Genomic DNA, 15,971 nt, shown 5'->3' on the forward strand with positions numbered 1-15,971 from the left:
TCTTATGGCAAGCCATAAGAGTATTTTTTTGTTATTATAGGTTTAGTTTAAAAATAGGGAGAAGGAAAATGGAATACGGGTTTAAGGAGTACAAGAAGGCTGAGATAAAACGTAATCATCTCAACTTAGGGCAGGTTAGAGCAGATGGAAGTAGCTATCAGGTAAATAGCTTGTACCTTGAGAAGGATGGCAAGCCTTGGATTGGAATAATGGGGGAGTTTCACTTTGTGCGATATCCTCGTAGTGACTGGGAGATGGAGCTGGCCAAGATGAAGGCTGGCGGAATCACAACTGTGGCTTTTTACGTGTTTTGGATTTATCACGAGGAGATAGAAGGGCAGTATGATTTTACTGGAGACCGAGATCTGCGATATTTTGTAGAGCTGTGCCAAAAACTAGGTCTTACTGTGATGCTAAGAATTGGACCATGGGCCCATGGAGAGGTTAGAAATGGTGGCTTCCCCGATTGGCTTTTGAAAAAGGGATTCAAGCTGAGAACAAATGACGCTGGATATTTGGAATGTGTCAGAGGCTGGTATTCAAAGATTTATGAGCAGGTGCAGGGGCTTTTCTTCAAAGACGGTGGCCCTATTATAGGTATTCAGATTGAAAATGAGCTTGTAGATCAGTGTGAACACTTAGGAAAGCTCAAGGAAATAGCTGTTTCAATTGGTTTTGATGTGCCTATTTGGACTGTGACAGGATGGGATAGATTGTACGGAGCAAAGTTTCCAGTAAAGGAATTTCTGCCAGTGTTTGGTGGATATGTGGATGCGCCATGGCTAGATCATACAAAGCCGCTTCCTCCATCACATCACTTCACATTTAATACCATCAGAAATGATGCTGCCATAGGTGTAGATTTGATTAGTGAAACAGATGACGAGGGCTGGAGACTTCCTTATGAGGATTATCCATTTGCTACTTGTGAGCTAGGTAGCGGGCTTCCTACTTCGTATATACGTAGGCCTTATGTGGCACCAATGGATGCCTATGCACTTAGCCTGGTAAAGCTAGGATGCGGAAATAATCTGGTAGGTTACTACATGTATCATGGGGGCACTAACAAGCTTGGTACGCTTTCCACATTGCATGAAAGCAAGGCTACCGGATATCCTAATGATTATGCAATCTTGAATTACGATTTCATGACTTGCATTGGTCAGTATGGCCAGCTCAGGGATCAATACAGACTTTGTAATTTGCTTCACATGTTTATAAATGATTTTGGTGATATTCTGGCACCAATGGAGCATGTAGGAAGTCAGACTTTTGTGGAAGCTGATGATGCAGATAGCCTAAGATATGCTATGCGTACTGATGGACACAGTGGTTTTGTGTTTATAAATCATCATCAGAGAAGCTTGAAGCTAAATGACGTTAAGGATGTGGTGATAGACACTGGAAATGTAAAGTTCCCACAGTTTGATGTAAAAGGCGATGTGGCATTTATTCTGCCATTTAATCTATCATTTTCAAATCATAATATAGACTACGCTACAGCTCAATTGCTTTGCAAAGTCGATAATACTCTGTTCTTTGCAGCAGTGCCTGGGGTAAAGCCTGAGTATTCTGTGGATGGACAGGTGATTGCGGTGGATGCTTCTACCCATGTAAGCCATGACCAGATAGGAGATTTAACTATAGTCACTATTCCATGGGAGGTTGCGTTATATTTGCGAAAAGTGGATGGAAAAGTCTTTGTTGAAAGAAAAATAAACAAGGGAATATGCCACACAGAATTAACCATTGAGGACAGTGTTTATACACCTGAGCTGGATTATCCAGAGGAGTTTTCAGTATGTGTTGGAAAAGAGCTTTTATGCAAAAAGCTAACTGTGGATAGCCTGGACGGAATGGTTTCTATCAAGCTGGAATTTGATGTGGCACAGATTATTGCAGATGGAAAGCTGGTGGCTGACTGCTATTACTACGGCAAGCCATGGGAGATTCCTGCATCACTAATTTATGGCAAAGAATCCTACATGGTTTACACACCTTTGAATAAAGAAGTCTATATGGATTTTGATGAAAGCTTGAAGTAACAAAAAGTTTTCAAAAATTTAATATTTGCTTTATTGTATTTGGGAAAAGTAATAGTTACTATTTTTATAGTGACTATTATTTTTTTATAATCTGTGGAGCATAATATGGATAACGTAATCGATTATATAAAATGGTACAAAGACTACTCATTTCAGGATAAGCCACTTACAGAGGTGGACAACTTTATCCTGTGTAAGCTTGCATATCTGATACTTGAGGATGTAAAGCTCGACAAGCCTAGACCATTTAGAGATGTTGTTTATGAAGTGATTGCCAAAACTGGAATCCAGGGTACATTCTATGGCAAAGAAGAAATCGTTACATTAGCTGCTGATTCTAAAAGGTATGGAGAAATGCTTTTAGTAAAGCATGAGGACGTATTGGATGAATCAATATCAGCCCAGTTTTCCGCTATGACCTTTGATTTAACAGATGAAATCAGATTCGTTGCATACCGTGGAACGGACGATACCATGGCAGGCTGGAAGGAAGATTTCATGATAAGCTTTACTGAGACTGAGGCACAAAAGAAAGCCTTAGCTTATTTGGAAGAATCCTTCGATGAAAAGCACCAGGTAATAGTGGCAGGTCACAGCAAAGGTGCCAATCTTGCACTTTATGCTTCTACACATATTTCAGACGAATATCAAAAGTGGATTCAGCATGTATATTTAGATGACGGGCCAGGACTTTGCCCAGAAGTATGCGATAAATCATGTGTTTCAAAAATCAAGGATAAAGCAACTCGATATGTTCCAGAGTATTCCATCTTTGGACAGCTGTTTGAGGAGCATGATATTCCACAGGTAATAGTAAAGAGTACAAATGAAGGCATCATGCAGCATGACCCTACATCCTGGGCAGTTGATCATGGACATGCCTTTTTAAGCGATGGATTTGATCCGGGATGTGTTTTTATAAATCAGGTACTCAATCAGTGGATTGAAAGTGTTAACAATACTAAGCGAACAAGCTTTGTTAACGACCTATTTAATGCTATCGACAAGGCAGGCATTAAAACAACCAGTCAGGTAGTGGCGAAGGGGCCTTTCGCCATAGAAAAGATTATGATTGAGCTTTTAGCTCTTGATAAAGATACTGTAAAGACCTTTATGAAGTTGCCTATCACAGCTGCTTTAGATAAAGCGCCAGATGAAAAGAAGGCTAAAAAGATAAAGGAAGAGATTAAAAAGAAGGATTGGCTTCCTTATCTGGGAATGATTCTGTGTAGTGTAGTTCTGTTCATTATTCCAGAATATATTTTACAGACAGCCATTAGCTTGGCGTTGTTTGCAGTAATTGTGTTTGAAGTAGCCGTTACCATTAGGCACCTATACAAGGCAAAGTGGAATCTGCAGGAAGAATCTGCAAGAGTATATATATGTCTTGGAATGGTTGGTGTATACGCTATGCTTCTTGTAAAAGAAGATGCTATTTTCTTGATAGGTAGTGCAGTAATTGGCGTATCATTTTTAGCTTGGGCCTACCGCAATGCAATTGCTTTCCGAAATCTTTGTGAGAAAACAGAAAAGAAGGAAAGACGTGGGGAAAAGATAAAGCTTATAGCTGAAATTTCTATCCTCATTATATTGGGAGGATTCATTTTGGTAGCGCCAAAGGATACTTTGGGATGGTATATGGTATTTCTTGGAATTGTGTTACTTACCGACGGAATTATCAATCTTATAATGATATTTAACAGAATTTTAACATCAAGACGTACTATTTAATTTTACAAAATTGAATTTAGATGTTAGAATATATGTCGTGAATAAAATTGAAAACATACCTTGACCTAAAGTTAACTTTAGGAAGTATTATAAGTATGAATTCGGAGGTTATAGCAATATGAAGGAATATAGACAGGAATTTTTCAAGGGTGAAAGAGCTCTCTATGCAGCAGAGGATGCTGTTATTTACGATTCAATCTTTGATGAGGGCGAGTCACCATTAAAGGAAAGCAAGAATATAGAGGTATACCACTCTCAGTTTAAGTGGAAGTATCCAATTTGGTATTCAAACAATGTAAAGGTAGAAAACTGTAACTGGTTCGAGATGGCTCGTTCTGGTGTATGGTACACAAATAACATCGAAATCAAGAATTCTCTTATCACAGCTCCAAAGAATTTCAGAAGATGTGATGGAGTAACGCTTGATAATGTAGACCTTACAAATGCAGAAGAAACATTCTGGATGTGTAAGAACATCAATCTTAAGGATGTTACAGCAAAGGGACATTACTTTGCTATGAACTCTGAGAACATCGAAATTGATAATCTCAGACTTGATGGTAACTATTCATTTGATGGTGGCAAGAATATCACTATCAGAAATTCAGTTATCCTTTCAAAGGATGCATTCTGGAATACAGAGAATGTTACTGTATATGATTCATACATTTGTGGTGAGTATCTTGGATGGAATGCTAAGAATCTTACTTTTGTAAATTGTACTATCGAGAGTCTCCAGGGACTTTGCTACATAGACAATCTTACAATGAAGAATTGCAAGCTTATCAATACAACACTTTCATTTGAGTTTGCAAAGAATATCGATGCAGAGATTACAAACAAGATTGACAGCGTATTTAACCCAATCAGCGGTACTATTTCAGCACCTGAGATTGAAACATTGATTGTAGAGAAGGATTTCGTTGATCCTGAAAAGACTACAATCAAGTGTCAGGCAGTAGGTAAAAAGGAAGAAATCGTAGAGTGGAGAATTCATAATTAAGAAAAATTAGGAGTATTATGGCACATTATAATTTCGACAAAACAATAGATAGACGTGGTACAGATTCCATGAAATGGGACGTGAAGGAAAATGAGCTACCTATGTGGGTTGCAGACATGGACTTTCAGACAGCCCCAGAAATAATTGAGGCACTTGAGCAGCGTGTGGCACATGGTGTATTTGGATACACTGATGTGGACGACGACTGGTATCAGGCTTATATTTCATGGTGGGACCGTCGTCATGGCCTTAAAATTGAAAAGGATTGGTTGATGTTTTGTACAGGGGTAATCCCTGCACTTTCATCAATTGTGCGTAAGCTTACTACTCCAAATGAAAAGGTTATTATTCAGACTCCAGTCTACAATATCTTTTTTAATAGCATTGTAAATAATGGATGTAGAGTCCTTGAAAATCCGTTGAAGTATGAAAACGGTGTGTATTCAATGGATTTTGAGGATCTTGAAAAGAAAATGTCTGATCCACAGGCTAGTCTTATGGTTCTTTGCAACCCTCACAACCCGGTTAGTAAGATTTGGTCAAAGGAAGATTTGGCCAAGGTAGGAGAGCTTGCAAAGAAGTATGGGGTTACTGTGGTATCAGATGAAATCCATTGTGATTTGACAGCTCCAGGTAAGGAGTATGTGCCATTTGCTTCAGTGTCAGAGACCTGCAAGGACATCAGCATCACTTGCATCGCACCTACAAAGACTTTCAGCATTCCAGGAATTCAGACTGCAGCTATTTTTGTTCCAAATAAATTCCTTCGTCATAAGGTATGGCGAGGAATAAATACAGACGAAGTTGCAGAGCCAAATGTATTTGCAGCTCATGCGGCAGTTGCTGCTTTCACTAAGGGAGAGCAGTGGCTCAATGAACTCAGAGAATATCTCTTTGAAAACAGACGTATTGTAGAAGAGTATGTGGATGCCAACATTCCACAGCTTCATGTGGTACGTGGAGATGCTACATATCTCTTGTGGATTGATGTTTCAACTATAGGAACATCAAGTGATAAGCTTGCTGCTTTTATCAGAAAAGAAACAGGTCTTTACCTGTCAGCTGGTACAGCTTACGGTGGCACAGGCGCCAATTTCCTTCGTATGAATGTGGCATGCACAAAGGCCACCCTAAAGGATGGCCTTGATAGATTAAAATGTGGAATTGATGCATATTTAAAACTTAACTAATGCTTCAAGCATTGCAACACAGGCTTCTTCATCTAGCTCGCTTACGTTAAGCACTATATCGAAGTAGTCTGTGGAGCCCCATTTATATCCAGAATGTGTGGTAAAGAATTTCTCACGCTTTTTGTCAAAACGTTTCATTACATCTTCAGCCTTGTCGGCTTCAATATTTTCCACGTTAATTGCACGTTTCATACGGTAAGAATCATCGGCTGTGATAAAAACCTTAAGGCATTTTTTGCCCTTCAGTATTTCGCTCGCACAGCGGCCAACAAAAACGCAACCAGGCTTTTCAGCAGCTTCTTTAATGATTTCTACTTCGGTGTTATAGATTTTTTCTTCCATGGAAGTGTTGTCAGTTCCTGAAGCTTTAAAAAGAGCTTTTACTGGAGTCTGTTCGTCCATTCCAGAAACCTGATCATAAGGAAGTCCCATTCGCTTGCAAGTCTCAACAACAACTCCTCGATCGTAAAGCTGATATCCAAGCTTCTTTGCAAGCTTATCAGCAATCTCATGACCACCACTACCATATTTACGTTCTATTGCTATGTAGTCGTACATAAAAGAGCCTCCTCTCATTAAATTCTAGTTTTCGCTCAAAAAATCCTATTAGTATAATATCATAAAACTTCAGCAGTTGTGTGAATATTCTAACAACTAATTCTTTAATTTGAGCACTCATTCATATGTCAAGAAATAATAACAAAACTTTTCTTTTAATTTAGGCCTTTTAATGTGGAGTTTTGCAAATTGACAAAGCAACTGGTAATAAGTATCATGACAGTGATGTTTAGTTAGAGTCAGCTAATCAGCTGAAATTAAGGAGAAATCATGGAATATAGCAGTTATAGAAATAGAATAATTGCTGTAGTAGCTCTTGCAGCTACTCTATTTATGATGCTCTTTTCTAGTATGTATCTTACAGCTCATGCTTCACATCATTGTGAAGACAGCAGTCACTGTCCTGTATGTGCAATGATGGTTCAGTGCGAGCGTTCGCTCAAGACACTTGGCACAGGCTTAGCTGTTACTGTAGTAGTCCTATTTACATTCATGTTGTATACAAATCTATTCCAGGGCTATTCATTCAAGTCTGTTCAGACTACACTGATTTCCCAAAAGGTAAGAATGGATTCTTGAAAAATACTGCCTTTCACTCTGCATTTAACACAATGCAGGTTCTGTTTTGGTATAATTTTTTAAGAATGGAGAAATAAATAATGAAAACTAATAAGATAATCGCTATGCTTGCAGCAACAACACTTGGAGTTTCGGTTTTTACAGGATGTGGTGCAAGTACAGACAATAATTCATCAGTAAATAATACAACTTCAGAAAATAAGATATCTGTAGTAACCACAATTTTCCCAGAATACGATTGGGTAAGAGAAATCGTGGGTGATAATGACAATGTAGAAATCACAATGCTTCTTGATAATGGTGTAGATCTTCACAACTATCAGCCAACAGCTGAGGACATTATGAAAATCGCTACCTGCGATGTGTTTGTATATGTTGGTGGAGAGTCTGATGAGTGGGTAGAGGATGCTCTTTCCGAGGCTACAAACAAAGACATGCAGGTTGTAAATCTTCTTGAATCTCTTGGAGAATCTGTTAAGGAAGAGGAAGTTGTCGAAGGCATGATGGCTGAAGAAGAGGAAGCCGAGGCAGAAGAAGGTGAAGAGGAAGAGGTTGAATACGATGAGCACGTATGGCTCTCACTTAAGAATGCCCAGGTTCTTGTTGATGCTATCGAACAGGCTATTGCTACAGTAGATGCAGACAACGCAGATACTTATGCTGCCAATGCATCTGCTTACATCGATGAGCTTGCTGCCCTTGATGAAAAATATCAGGCTACTATCGATGAAGCTTCAGTAAAAACAGTTCTATTTGGAGACCGTTTCCCATTTAGATATTTGGTAGATGATTACGGCCTTGATTATTATGCGGCATTTGTTGGTTGCTCAGCAGAGACAGAGGCAAGCTTTGAAACTGTCACATTCCTTGCAGGAAAGGTTGATGAGTTTAATCTTAATACCGTATTTACGATAGAAAACTCAGATCAAAAAATAGCTAAGACTATTATTGAAAACACAGCAGCTAAGGATGCTCAGATTCTTACCCTTGATTCTCTACAGTCCACAACTATGGATGACGTAAATGCAGGGGTGACATATCTTTCAGTAATGGAAGGAAATTTGGATATACTTAGTCAGGGGCTAAATTAGGAGGCAATATGGCACTTTTAACAGCAAGAAGTTTATGCGTTGGCTATGAAGGTCAGGCAGTTCTTTCAGAAATAAATTTCGAGATTAATGCAGGAGATTATTTCTGTATTATCGGGGAGAATGGTTCTGGAAAGTCTACAATGATGAAGACTATGCTGGGGCTTCAAAGTCCTATTTCCGGTAGCATTGAGTTTGGAGATGGTCTTATTCAAAATGAAATCGGCTATTTACCACAGCAGTCAGTAGTTCAAAGGGATTTCCCTGCTTCGGTATTTGAGATTGTTCTTTCAGGTTGCCAGAATAGCCTAAAGAAAAAGTTTTTCTACACTAAGGAGCATAAAGCCTTAGCCATGGAAAACATTAAAAGAATGGGCATTGAAGATTTAAAGGACAGATGCTATAGAGAGCTTTCAGGAGGGCAGCAACAGCGTGTACTTCTTGCTAGAGCTTTATGTGCAACAAAGCGAGTACTGCTTTTAGATGAGCCAGTAGCTGGTCTTGATCCTATTGTTACAGAGGAAATGTATCAGCTTATAAAGCAGCTTAACGATGAGGGGCTTACAATTATCATGATTAGTCACGACATGGTTGCTGTAAAAGACTACGCAACTCGTATTTTAAATGTTAATGATATGGAGGGAGTGTCATGTTAGATAAACTTATTTTGTATATGGGATTCCCATTCGTAAGATATGCGTTAATCGTAGGCGTGCTTATCGCCCTATGTTCATCTCTTCTTGGAGTTACACTTGTTCTTAAAAGATATTCATTTATTGGAGATGGATTATCACACGTAGCATTTGGCGCACTTGCTATAGCAACAGTTCTTCAGCTTACAAACAAGATGATTATCGTGCTTCCGCTGACAATTCTGTTTGCTATTCTTTTGCTAAGAAAGGGCCAAAACGCGAAAATCAAAGGCGACGCAGCAATAGCTATGCTTTCAGTAGGAGCACTTGCATTTGGTTACTTGATTATGAATCTGTTCCCTACATCTTCTAATATATCCGGAGATGTATGCTCTACACTTTTTGGCTCAACATCTATCCTCACACTTACAAAGGCTGATGTATGGGCTTGCGGAATTCTTGCTGTTATAGTGATTTTGATTTTCATATTGTTTTACAACAGGATTTTTGCAGTTACATTTGATGAGAATTTTGCAAATGCGGTAGGTACAAAGGTAAATCTTTACAATCTGCTTATTGCCACAGTAATTGCTGTAATAATTGTGCTTGCAATGAATTTGGTGGGCTCGTTACTTATATCTGCTTTGGTAATTTTCCCGGCATTGTCTGCTATGAGCATTTTAAAGAGCTTTAGAAGTGTGACAATCTTTTCAGCAGTATCATCGATGATTTGTGCACTTGTAGGAATCATTATTTCTATACTGGCAGGAACACCAGTAGGTTCCACAATTGTAGCAGTGGACTGCATCCTTTTTGGCGTATGCTATTTGATTGGAAGGATTAAAGGATAATTTATGTATAAAAAAGTTAATATATTATTAGGTCTGCTTATGGCTTTGGTGTTTGTAGGCTGTGGCTCGACAGAGGCTGCGTCAGTTCAGGAGACTGAGGTTGCAGAAGAACAAGTAGCCGAAGAGCCAGAGGTAGAAGTGGAAGATTCAGAAAGCCTGGAAAATGAACTACTATTAGAAGATGAAAATGTTGATGCAGACCCAGGTGTTGATTTGGATTTAACGGCACTTTCGTCAACTATGGTTTATTCAGAAGTTTTCAACATGATGATGGCGCCGGAAGAATACGAAGGAAAAACAATTAAAATGGATGGCGTTTGCAATGTGTATCAGGATTCAGAAACTGGGAAAACATACTATGCATGTATTGTTCAGGATGCCACCCAGTGTTGTTCACAAGGATTAGAGTTTGTTCTTGATGAAAGCCAGTATGAAGCCTCAGATTATCCAGAAAATGGCGACGAGATTGTTATTTCCGGTGATTTTTCAACTTACACAGAAGGAGATTATCAGTATATAACTATACTTAATTCTGTATTGGAGTAAAATCAATTGTGTATCTTTAAATTGTGGAAAAAATGTGATAGAATGTCTGAGGTTTTTTTGAGGAATAGGAAATGAATAATAGATTTACAATAGAAGCCCCAGACCAGGAGACCATTCAGGCTGCTAAAGAGGCTCAAAAGAAAATTCAAGATAAAGCCAGTATTATTATGGATATATATACCTTTCAGGCAAAGGTTAATAGCGGTGAAATCACCGATGATAAAGGCATTGCAGAGCTTATTATTAACGGCTCAGTTTCAAACTATCATATCCATATAAACAGACGATGCGTTACAAAGTCTGATGGCACACTTATCACATACACTGGCATCATGAAGATGTATAAGCCAGAGGAATTAAAAATCAAATATACAAAGCGCCCCAAGAAAATGATGAGCTTGGCTCAGTACAAGCAAATGATTAAAGAAAGAAAACAGAGACAAAAAAATGCGGGCATGAACGTATAAAAATAACCAGCTGTAGGAATCCTACAAGCTGGTTTTTTAATACATATTTTTATTCTGCTACAGCTTCTGCTGAAAGCTCGTTTTCTGTATTTTTCTCTCTAAAAATAGTTCTGAAAATAAGTCGTACAAATGGTCCACAATAGAACAACTGATAAAGAAGTGCCATTGGGAAGTTCATAGCCCATGTCTGAATCCATGTTCCAAATGTGTGAGTATCCTTGAAAAGAATAGTAGCTACAAGGCTCATTGTTGGGCACATGATGCAGCAAATGCAAATTGAGATAGCGTATGTAATGAACTGAGGTCTGTCAGTAGGTTTCATTACAGAAAATGCAAGGGCACGTGCAAGCTTACCAACGATGAAAAACTCAAGAATGAATGCGATAGGCACCATTATAGGAAGCTCATGGAGTGCTAAAAGGAATGTCTGACCTGTTACTCCACCTGTGTTTAATGCAACGTTGTAAACCACCATTCCGTAAACCATAACAGTGGCCATAATTATAGTTAATACTACGTCTTGAAATTTGTTTTTAGGCATAATAAATCCTCCTTCTGATAATGAATAATACATAAAATTACATGTGTTGTTCGTTATCATCCGGAGGATGTGTCGTTTCCAATTAAACCATATTATCTTTAGTTGCGTCAGCAATGATAACATGATTTTCAACAAAATGTAAGTGTAAATTTTGTGTTTTGTAGAATTCGCAAAAATGACACAATTTTTAAACATATATTATACAAATATATCTCGCTTAGATGATATAATCCATTGTGCGTAACATAATAGCGAGCAACAAGGGGAACGAAAATGAGAAAAAGTTTAAGAAGGACGATTTTAGCAGTTTTTATTTTGCTAGATGTAATGATGGTGGCAGGAGTTACAGCTATTGGATTGTATTTTCGCTCATCAGTTAATGCAGCAAATAAGCTAGCAGATTATTATATTGAAATTGAAAATGATTTTGGTGAAGTAGATGCCAATATGCAAAATTTGGTTAAGCGTTTCTTTATATGTGAAACTATGTATTACATGGGGGCTATGGCTGATGCTGATACTGCAAAGGCTATTATAGATCCAGGTGTGGATGAACGAGCTAATCTGATTGCAGCAATGGATGATTTAGTTGAAAAGTCATCTATTGTTAAGAATGCAGATTATAATGAGCAGTTAGAGGCTTTGAAAACAGCAGTGTACGGCTTCTCCGATTTATATGCGGAAATTGAAAGTGATTTCTATGCTGGAAAATATGATGATGCAATGACATTGTATTTTGGTTCTGCCCACGAAATGATTGTAGCTCATGAAGAAAATATCAAGCTTATGAGCGATACCATTGATCAGCTGGTTGAGGTAGAAAAGAAGAATTTAACAAGAGCTGAAAATGGTGTGCATATTTCAATTATAATCGGAGCTATTGTTTTGGTAACAATTTCTATTATGGGAATTACAATAGTCAATCGCTCTATCAGACCGCTTGTTAAAGCAGCTAATAAATTGGATTCTATATTAAATGATATGAACGCAGGTAATGCTAATCTTTCTAATAGATTGGAGAATAGCACATCTGATGAAATAGGAATTCTTGTTTCAGGCATCAATAATTTCCTTGATACTCTGGAAGGTATTATTTTAAAAATAAAGGATGAATCAGGCAACATTTATCATTCAGTTGAAAATACGTCATTAATTGTTAATTCATCAAAAGATGATGTTAGTAATGTTTCTGATGTTATGGAGGAGCTTACTGCTAGCATGGAGACAGCAAACAGTAGTCTTCTTTCATTGAATGATGAAGCTCAGGATGTAAATAATGCTGTAGAGCAGGTTGCATCTGAAGTAGAATCAGGTTCAAGCAGAGTGAAAGAAATTAAAGAGAGAGCACTTGATGTTAGAAAGGAAACAGAAGAAAAACGTCACTCTACAAATGAGATGGTTTCTTCTATCAAGGATACTCTTGGACAGTCAATAGAGGATAGCAAGAACGTAGAACAGATTCAGAACCTTACTGAAGATATATTAAGTATTGCATCACAAACAAATCTACTTGCACTTAATGCGTCAATAGAGGCTGCTCGAGCAGGTGAAGCAGGCAAGGGCTTTGCGGTAGTAGCTGATGAAATCAGACAGCTTGCTGAACATAGTAGAGATACTGCAAATTCAATTCAAGAAATTAGTAATCAAGTTATTAGTGCAGTGGAAACACTGGCATCTAATTCAACAGAAATGCTTGATTATGTGAATGAGTCAGTCTTGAATGATTATAATGATTTTGAGAATGTTGCAAAACAGTATTATCAGGATGCTGAAGATTTGAATGATGTACTTATAGGTGTTAATACTAATACAGAAAGACTTAACAGTACAATTGGGGAAATGACAAATGAAATAGAACATATTTCAAAGGTTATTGGAGATTGTACACAGGGCGTTTCAGATGCAACAGAAAGTACCACTGGAATTCTTACTTCGATTACTACAATTCATGATGATTCGAAGAATAATCGTGAGATATCAGAAAGATTGCAGGAAGAAGTTAGCAGATTTTCCGTAGATTAATAAATTTGAAAATTCCCTTTTTGATTTTCCCCTCAAAAAGTATCAGTGCGAAGGGACCACTATTTCTAGTGGTCCCTTTGCGCATCATAAATTATTTTGTTTTATCTTGTTACGTAAACAGGAAGTCCATTTGCATATTCAAGCTCAGGCTCTCCGATTACTAGAGGCTTGAGATACTCAATCATTTCGTTTGTAACCCAGTTGTGGCTCTCATTGATCCATTCCTGAGGAACTTCTTTTGCTTCGTTGGCAATGTCACTGATAGTAGCGTGGCTGTAGTCTACAGTGTATGGTGCATTGCTTGTGCGGTTAAGAACTACCATGGCACCTGTTACACCTTCTTCTGCAAACTGAACGCCGTGTTTACCAAGCTCTACAGATTCTTGCAAATCAGTAAGTGAGCTCATGTGAGCAGCTGCTCTTTGAAGAACGTTTACTTCGATTGAGCGAACCTTTACACCGAGTTTGTCTTTTACAATGTATTCAAGGGTTTTGCCAGCACCTGAAAGCTGAGCGTGACCAAAGTTGTCTAATTGGCCTGTAGATGCAGAGATATATTCGCCCTTAGCATCACGAATTCCCTCAGATACAGCTACAACGATATTTGTCTTTTCCTTTAAAAGTTTAGATAAATCATTTACAAATACCTCTGTGTCAAATGGAACCTCTGGAAGATAGATTAAATCTGGTCCACAGCAACAATTGTTTCTTGCAAGAGATGTGGCAGATGTAAGCCATCCGGCATCTCGTCCCATTACTTCTATAATAGTAACACTAGGAGTGTTATAGATTTTAGCATCGTAGATAACTTCCATAGTGGTTGTGGCAATGTATTTTGCAGCTGAGCCAAAACCTGGAGTGTGATCTGTTACACACAAATCGTTGTCTACAGTCTTTGGCACACCAATAAATCTGATAGGAGAATCTATTGATTTTGCGTATGCTGAAAGCTTGTCTACTGTATCCATGGAGTCATTTCCACCGATGTAGAAAAATGCTTCAATATCATATTTTTTAAATTGCTGAAATAGGGTATTATAGATAGGGTCGTTTGAAGTAACGCTTGGAAGCTTGAAACGACATGAGCCAAGGTACATGGCTGGAGTTACTTTGAGTTTTTTTAGAAAATTTGAATCAGATTTAACAACTTCGGATAAGTTGATAATGTTGTTGTCTATGATTCCTGTGATTCCGTTGATGGAGCCGTAAATTGTATCATATTTAGAAGACAAGGCTCCCTCGATAACACCAGCAAGACTGGCGTTGATTGCCACAGTTGGTCCGCCCGACTGTGCGACGATGATGTTTCCCATTTGATTACCTCCCGAACGTATGCTTATAATTAAGCTTCTAGGGATTATTCTAACATAAGGAGAGATACTATGAACACCTTTTTATACGCTATTTTGGATTTTATTAACGACATGCACACCTATCTTCTTTCTCTGAATGATGCATATGAGGCAAATTTCACAGATAAAGAGCTACATTTCCTTGTAATTGGCGCAATTGGCATGGCTATGATTTTTGTTGTACAGCCACTTTTTTCACTTCTGGCAAAAACAGGTCACGTTCTTGTAATCAGTTGGATATACGTATTTACGTTAATTCTTCTTCTTACCTTCGCCATTGAAATCGAGCAAAAGATTACAGGCTCAGGCGCTATGGAGTTTGAGGATATCGTGTTTGGCGTTTGGGGCTTTATGCTGATGTTTTTGATATACGCCCTGATACGAGGAATTATAATAGGTATATATAAGTTAATAAGAAATAGAGATTAAATAAAATGCCAGGTTCAACTGAACCTGGCATTAATTTATATGATGTTAAGTAAGAGTCTGTTGTAGTCACGGTCTTCTAGAAGATCAAGGACACGGCGGGCTCTTGAATATTGTGTTCGACTAATTGAAATAACACAGACGTTTCTGGCTCCATTGTAAGATCTGCGTTTGAAGAATGGCACTCGGTGCCAATTCTTTGAAAAAGGTACTGATTCATGAAGAAGTAGATTAGAAGTACGATTAGATACTATTCTGTTTGTGATTTCGCATAAGACAACGTCTTTATCAATGTTTTTGGCAAGCTTTGGTTTCTTTCTCATAACAATTTCCTATCAATCCAAGTGTATGTTTATTTCTTTACCCATAGAATTTGCAACCTTCACTAGAAAATCCAATGAGGGATTGTATTTACCGCTTTCCATGCGGGAGATATTTGATTTTTTCGTGCCGGCCATATCAGCTAAAACCTCCTGCGTGAGATGCAGGGACTTGCGGGCGTCCTTTAGCTGCTTTGCAACAGAACGCCGGGCTGCTATGGCTTGAGATGAAATGATTCCATCTGAATATCTTTCCTTCATTAGCTACCCACCAATTCGATACTATAATGTTATCATATATGATAACAGACTACAATGAGTTTCACAACAAAAACATTCTTTTTTAAAAGGGGAGAATGTACTATAATCTTAAGAAGAATGTTTTATAGAAAAGAGGTTATGTATGTACGATTTAACGGGAAAAACAATTGTAGAAATAAAAGAATATGTAAACTCTCTCAGCAATGAGGAGCTAGATAAGTTTATCGAAGAAGTAGATTTTGCTGATTACGATTTTGACCTTGAGGCTACAGATCTTTTGACCAGTTCACGCCTCTATGATTATATTCAGTATGCACACAATGGAGAGGCTGCTGTAACTTTCGACTAAATTTAAAATA

Annotated in this window: 18 protein-coding genes; 13 read left to right on the top strand and 5 right to left on the bottom strand. The window is 38.0% G+C overall.

All coding sequences use genetic code 11. The annotated features are described in order from the left end of the window. Positions 1 to 68: 68 nt before the first annotated feature. From CRN97_RS09345 to CRN97_RS09360, 4 genes are all read left to right on the top strand, one after another. Positions 69 to 2,045 carry a beta-galactosidase gene (locus tag CRN97_RS09345; RefSeq protein WP_097076687.1) on the top strand — a complete coding sequence of 659 codons (1,977 nt, stop codon included), beginning with the start codon at positions 69 to 71 and terminating at the stop codon, positions 2,043 to 2,045. Positions 2,046 to 2,150: 105 nt separating this feature from the next. Then, the gene (locus CRN97_RS09350) at positions 2,151 to 3,776 is read left to right on the top strand and encodes an Mbeg1-like protein (protein ID WP_097076688.1); all 1,626 of its coding nucleotides are present in this window, start codon (positions 2,151 to 2,153) and stop codon (positions 3,774 to 3,776) included. A gap of 118 nt (positions 3,777 to 3,894) precedes the next feature. Further along, on the top strand, positions 3,895 to 4,779 hold the full coding sequence (locus CRN97_RS09355) for a DUF3737 family protein (protein WP_097076689.1): 885 nt from the start codon (positions 3,895 to 3,897) through the stop codon (positions 4,777 to 4,779). A gap of 17 nt (positions 4,780 to 4,796) precedes the next feature. After that, positions 4,797 to 5,969 (top strand): MalY/PatB family protein, encoded by a 1,173-nt coding sequence (locus CRN97_RS09360; RefSeq protein WP_097076690.1) that lies wholly within the window; start codon positions 4,797 to 4,799, stop codon positions 5,967 to 5,969. Here CRN97_RS09360 and CRN97_RS09365 read toward each other — a convergent pair. Further along, positions 5,955 to 6,527, bottom strand: a complete 573-nt coding sequence (locus CRN97_RS09365) for a cytidylate kinase-like family protein (RefSeq protein WP_179670730.1) — start codon at positions 6,525 to 6,527, stop codon at positions 5,955 to 5,957. The genes CRN97_RS09360 and CRN97_RS09365 overlap by 15 nt on opposite strands. Positions 6,528 to 6,797: 270 nt before the next feature. Between CRN97_RS09365 and CRN97_RS09370 the strand changes: the two genes are divergently transcribed. From CRN97_RS09370 to CRN97_RS09395, 6 genes are all read left to right on the top strand, one after another. Continuing rightward, positions 6,798 to 7,106, top strand: coding sequence for a hypothetical protein (locus CRN97_RS09370; protein ID WP_097076692.1), 309 nt, complete (start codon positions 6,798 to 6,800; stop codon positions 7,104 to 7,106). A gap of 80 nt (positions 7,107 to 7,186) precedes the next feature. Further along, positions 7,187 to 8,197 (top strand): metal ABC transporter substrate-binding protein, encoded by a 1,011-nt coding sequence (locus tag CRN97_RS09375; protein ID WP_097076693.1) that lies wholly within the window; start codon positions 7,187 to 7,189, stop codon positions 8,195 to 8,197. Positions 8,198 to 8,205: 8 nt separating this feature from the next. Further along, a complete protein-coding gene (locus tag CRN97_RS09380) occupies positions 8,206 to 8,850 on the top strand; it encodes a metal ABC transporter ATP-binding protein (protein ID WP_097076694.1) in 645 nt (214 codons plus the stop codon). Further along, the gene (locus tag CRN97_RS09385) at positions 8,844 to 9,677 is read left to right on the top strand and encodes a metal ABC transporter permease (protein WP_097076695.1); all 834 of its coding nucleotides are present in this window, start codon (positions 8,844 to 8,846) and stop codon (positions 9,675 to 9,677) included. The genes CRN97_RS09380 and CRN97_RS09385 overlap by 7 nt, the downstream gene beginning before the upstream one ends. A gap of 3 nt (positions 9,678 to 9,680) precedes the next feature. Beyond that, complete coding sequence (locus CRN97_RS09390; RefSeq protein ID WP_097076696.1) at positions 9,681 to 10,223, top strand: hypothetical protein; 543 nt, start codon at positions 9,681 to 9,683, stop codon at positions 10,221 to 10,223. A 71-nt stretch (positions 10,224 to 10,294) separates the two neighbouring features. After that, on the top strand, positions 10,295 to 10,690 hold the full coding sequence (locus tag CRN97_RS09395; RefSeq protein ID WP_044935917.1) for a hypothetical protein: 396 nt from the start codon (positions 10,295 to 10,297) through the stop codon (positions 10,688 to 10,690). A gap of 49 nt (positions 10,691 to 10,739) precedes the next feature. Here the strand turns inward: CRN97_RS09395 and CRN97_RS09400 are convergent, their stop codons facing one another. Next, on the bottom strand, positions 10,740 to 11,231 hold the full coding sequence (locus CRN97_RS09400; protein ID WP_044935920.1) for a DUF2798 domain-containing protein: 492 nt from the start codon (positions 11,229 to 11,231) through the stop codon (positions 10,740 to 10,742). 273 nt (positions 11,232 to 11,504) lie between these two features. Between CRN97_RS09400 and CRN97_RS09405 the strand changes: the two genes are divergently transcribed. Next, positions 11,505 to 13,253 carry a methyl-accepting chemotaxis protein gene (locus CRN97_RS09405; RefSeq protein ID WP_097076697.1) on the top strand — a complete coding sequence of 583 codons (1,749 nt, stop codon included), beginning with the start codon at positions 11,505 to 11,507 and terminating at the stop codon, positions 13,251 to 13,253. Between the two features lie 101 nt (positions 13,254 to 13,354). Here CRN97_RS09405 and CRN97_RS09410 read toward each other — a convergent pair whose 3' ends face one another. Next, a complete protein-coding gene (locus tag CRN97_RS09410; RefSeq protein ID WP_097076698.1) occupies positions 13,355 to 14,566 on the bottom strand; it encodes a 6-phosphofructokinase in 1,212 nt (403 codons plus the stop codon). Between the two features lie 69 nt (positions 14,567 to 14,635). On the opposite strand from CRN97_RS09410, the gene CRN97_RS09415 reads away from it, so the two are divergent. Next, complete coding sequence (locus CRN97_RS09415; RefSeq protein ID WP_033151579.1) at positions 14,636 to 15,034, top strand: hypothetical protein; 399 nt, start codon at positions 14,636 to 14,638, stop codon at positions 15,032 to 15,034. 35 nt (positions 15,035 to 15,069) lie between these two features. On the opposite strand, the gene CRN97_RS09420 is transcribed toward CRN97_RS09415, so the two are convergent. Together CRN97_RS09420 and CRN97_RS09425 are read right to left on the bottom strand one after the other, a co-directional pair. Continuing rightward, positions 15,070 to 15,354, bottom strand: a complete 285-nt coding sequence (locus CRN97_RS09420; RefSeq protein ID WP_044935926.1) for a hypothetical protein — start codon at positions 15,352 to 15,354, stop codon at positions 15,070 to 15,072. Positions 15,355 to 15,366: 12 nt separating this feature from the next. After that, the gene (locus CRN97_RS09425; RefSeq protein ID WP_074790138.1) at positions 15,367 to 15,612 is read right to left on the bottom strand and encodes a helix-turn-helix transcriptional regulator; all 246 of its coding nucleotides are present in this window, start codon (positions 15,610 to 15,612) and stop codon (positions 15,367 to 15,369) included. 142 nt (positions 15,613 to 15,754) lie between these two features. On the opposite strand from CRN97_RS09425, the gene CRN97_RS09430 reads away from it, so the two are divergent. Continuing rightward, positions 15,755 to 15,961: a hypothetical protein gene (locus tag CRN97_RS09430; RefSeq protein ID WP_033151577.1), complete on the top strand. Its 207-nt coding sequence runs from the start codon at positions 15,755 to 15,757 to the stop codon at positions 15,959 to 15,961. The last annotated feature ends 10 nt before the right edge of the window (positions 15,962 to 15,971 follow it).

It is taken from the genome of Pseudobutyrivibrio ruminis DSM 9787, assembly GCF_900218035.1.
GTDB lineage: Bacteria > Bacillota > Clostridia > Lachnospirales > Lachnospiraceae > Pseudobutyrivibrio > Pseudobutyrivibrio ruminis.